Source organism: Roseateles sp. (assembly GCF_036404855.1).
Classification (GTDB): Bacteria; Pseudomonadota; Gammaproteobacteria; order Burkholderiales; family Burkholderiaceae_C; genus Pelomonas.
In genome coordinates this window covers 1-3,361 of record NZ_DASWYS010000003.1, presented here as the reverse complement: position 1 = coordinate 3,361, position 3,361 = coordinate 1, and the positions used below count along the sequence as shown (strand labels likewise).

Sequence of the window (3,361 nt, the reverse complement as noted above, 5' to 3'; positions counted from 1 at the left end):
CGCGTTGCAACGCTATGCCGAGGCCGCACCCGACGACGTGCTGACCCTGGTGACGCTGCCGCGCTTGGACAAGACCCAGCTCAACAGCGCCTGGTTCACGGCGCTGGACGGCCACGGCGTGTCCCTGCGCGTGGAACCGGTGGAGCGCCGCATGCTGCCGGCCTGGTTGGCCCAGCGCCTCAAGGCCCAGGGCCAGTCCGTGCCCGAGGGCGAGGATGGCCAGAAGGCGTTGGCCTTCTTCGCCGACCGCGTGGAGGGCAATTTGCTGGCCGCCCACCAGGAGCTGCAGAAGCTCGCGCTGCTGCACCCGCGGGGTGAGCTGACCCTCGAGCAGATCGAGGCCGCCGTGCTCGACGTGGCGCGCTTCGACGTCTTCAAGCTCAGCGAGGCCGTGCTGTCGGGCGCCGTGCCGCGCCTGCTGCGCATGCTGGACGGCCTAGAAGCGGAGGGCGAGGCGGCCGTTCTGGTGCACTGGACGCTGGCCGAGGACGCGCGCGCGCTGGCCCGCGTGCGCGCCGCGCTGGATGCCGGCAAGCCGCTGCCCCTGGCGCTGCGCGAGGCGCGCGTCTGGGGCGCCAAGGAGCGTCTCATCGAGCGCATCGCGCCGCGGCTGGACGCAGCCCAGGCCGGTGCCCTGGTGCAGGCTGCGCAGGTGTGCGATGGCCTCGTCAAAGGGCTGCGCCATCCCGACTGGCCCTCGGACCCCTGGGCCGCGCTGCGCCGTCTTGCCCTGATGCTTGCCGAGGCGGCGAGCGGCAAGGCCGGGGTGGTTCTGACGGCCCGCTGAGTCCGATTGGGCTATCGTCCGGGGCGCACACCATGACGACGCCTCTTCGCCACCTGATGCCTGCCGCCCTCGCAACGCTCGCGCTCGCTGCGCAGGCGGTGCCCGTGACCGTGCAACTGCAGGGGCCGAACGGCCAGCCGCTGGCCGGCGCCGCCGTGGCCATCGAGGTGAAGGGCCGCGCGAGTCGGACGACCAGTGCCAAGGCCGAGATGGGCCAGCGCGACCGCCAGTTCACGCCGCAGCTCCTCGTCGTGCAGACCGGCACGGCAGTCAGCTTCCCGAACTTTGACACCGTGCGTCATCACGTCTACTCGTTCTCGCCGATCAAGGTCATCGACATCAAGCTCTACTCCGGCACACCGGCAGAGCCGATCATCTTCGACAGGCCCGGCGTGGCCACGCTGGGCTGCAACATCCATGACCGCATGAGTGCCCACATTGTCGTCGTCGACACGCCACTCTTTGCGCGCACCGACGACAAGGGCCGGGCCAGCTTCGACCTGGCCGCGGGCGAGCATGTCGTCAAGGCCTGGCATGCAGGCCAGAAGGCGCCGACGCTGCAAAGCCTCAGGCTCGACGTGCCGGCCGGGGGTGGCACCAGTGTGCTGGCGCTGAGCGACTGATGCGCTGGCCCGTCTGGCTGAACCTGCGCCGCCTGGAAGGGCGCATCGTGGCCCTGTTCCTGGCGCTGCTGCTGGTCGTGCAACTGGTCAGCTTCGGCGCCATTCACGCCAGCATCACCCACAACGCCGAGGACTCACTGGCAGCCGAGCTGCAGACCGGCGAGCGCGTGCTGAGGCGTCTGCTCGACCAGCGCGCCGGCAAGCTGCGCGATGCCGCGGAGCTGCTGGCCAAGGACTACGGATTCCGCAGCACCGTCGGCCTGTCGCTGGTCGAGGCCGGCACCGTCGAGACCATCAAGGACGCGCTTGTCAACCAGGGCGAGCGGGTCGGTGCCTCCGTCGTCGCCTACTTCGACGACCAACTGCGGCTCGTCGCCGCGACACGCGACGGCTCGGCCTCTTTTGGCGCGGCGCTGGGGCAGCTTATCAAGAGCAACGACGGCGTCGGCGCGGCCCTGGCCGTGCAGGGCAACCAGGTCTTCCAGGTCGTCGCCGTGCAGGTGCGCACGCCAGCGCCGGTGGGTTGGGTGCTGATGGCCTTCGCGCTGGACCGCGAGGTGCTGGACGACCTCAAGGCCTTGTCCGCGCTGCAAAGCGTCGTGCTGCTGCAGGCACCGGCCCAGCCCTGGCTGAGCATCGTCGACAACCTTGACGGCCCCGGCGGGGCGGCCCTGCGCGCCAGCCTGGGCCGGTCGGCGCCGGTGGACGGCATCCTGGAGCTGGCCGGCGAGCGCATGGGAAGCCGCTTCGTACCGCTCATCGGGGCCGGGGAGCAGCCGCTGGGCGTGCTGCTTCTTCGCTCGCTGGACGTGGCGCTTGCGCCCTATCAGCAGCTGCAATTGGTGCTGCTGGGCCTGACCGTGCTGGGCGTGGCCGTCTTCGCCCTGGTGAGCGTGCTGCTGGCGCGCGGCATCAGCAATCCCATCACGGCCCTGTCGGCCTCGGCGCGGCGCCTGGAGGGCGGCGACTACGACACGCCCGTGCCGGCGACCTCCAGCCTGGACGAGGTGCACAAGCTGGCGGTCGCGCTGGAGAGCATGCGGGAAGGGATCCGCCGCCGCGACGCCCTGGTCAACAACCTGGCCTATGTGGACTCGCTGACGCTGCTGCCCAACCGCGCCCGCTTCGCGGAAATCCTGCAGCACCACCTCAACCACAGCGACCAGCCCGGCGCCGTGTTGATGCTGGACCTGGACCGCTTCAAGCACGTCAACGACGTGCTGGGCCACGAGGTTGGCGACCGCCTGCTGCAGTCGGTGGCAGAGCGCCTGCAGGCGCTGTGTGCCCCAGCCCATTCGGTGCTCGCGCGGCTGTCGGGCGACGAGTTCGCCGTCCTGCTGGCGCACACCGACGCCCACGCGGCCAGTGAGGCGGCGCTGGCCATCCTGAAGGACTTCGAGCGTCCGCTGCAGATCGACAACGAGACCATCGATCTCGGCGCAGGTATCGGCATTGCGCTGTTCCCCGAGCATGGCAGCGACGTCAACCTGCTGCTGGCGCGCGCGGAGCTGGCCATGTACGCGGCCAAGACCCGCCAGTGCGGCAGCCTGATCTACCACGCCCAGCTGGACGCCGGCAGCCAGGAGTCGCTGTCGCTGCTGTCAGAGCTGCGCCGGGCGATCGAGAACGACGAGCTGCGTCTCTACCTGCAACCCAAGATCGACCTGCAGCACGGCGGGGTCGTCGGCGCCGAGGCCCTGGTGCGCTGGCAGCATCCCACGCGTGGCCTGGTGCCACCGATGCAGTTCATCCCCTTCGCCGAGCAGACCGGCTTCATCCGCATGCTCAGTGCCTGGGTGCTGTCCGGCGCGGCCCGCTTCGCGCGCCAGGCGGCGGACGCCGGGCTGGCATTGCGGCTGTCGGTCAACCTGTCCACCCGCGATCTGATGGACCAGGACCTGCCGGGCAAGATCGAGGCCATGATGGCACCGCTGCACGTGCCGCCCGCCTC

At 70.5% G+C, this 3,361-nt stretch carries 3 protein-coding genes; all 3 read left to right on the top strand.

Annotated elements, in window-relative coordinates; all coding sequences use genetic code 11:
* Window positions 1–787: DNA polymerase III subunit delta (gene holA / locus VGF12_RS00070; RefSeq protein ID WP_331174007.1), on the top strand; the 787-nt coding region annotated here is incomplete at its 5' end.
* A gap of 56 nt (window positions 788–843) precedes the next feature.
* The gene (locus VGF12_RS00065; protein ID WP_331174006.1) at window positions 844–1,410 is read left to right on the top strand and encodes a methylamine utilization protein; all 567 of its coding nucleotides are present in this window, start codon (window positions 844–846) and stop codon (window positions 1,408–1,410) included.
* Window positions 1,410–3,361: putative bifunctional diguanylate cyclase/phosphodiesterase (locus VGF12_RS00060; protein WP_331174005.1), on the top strand; the 1,952-nt coding region annotated here is incomplete at its 3' end. The genes VGF12_RS00065 and VGF12_RS00060, both read left to right, overlap by 1 nt.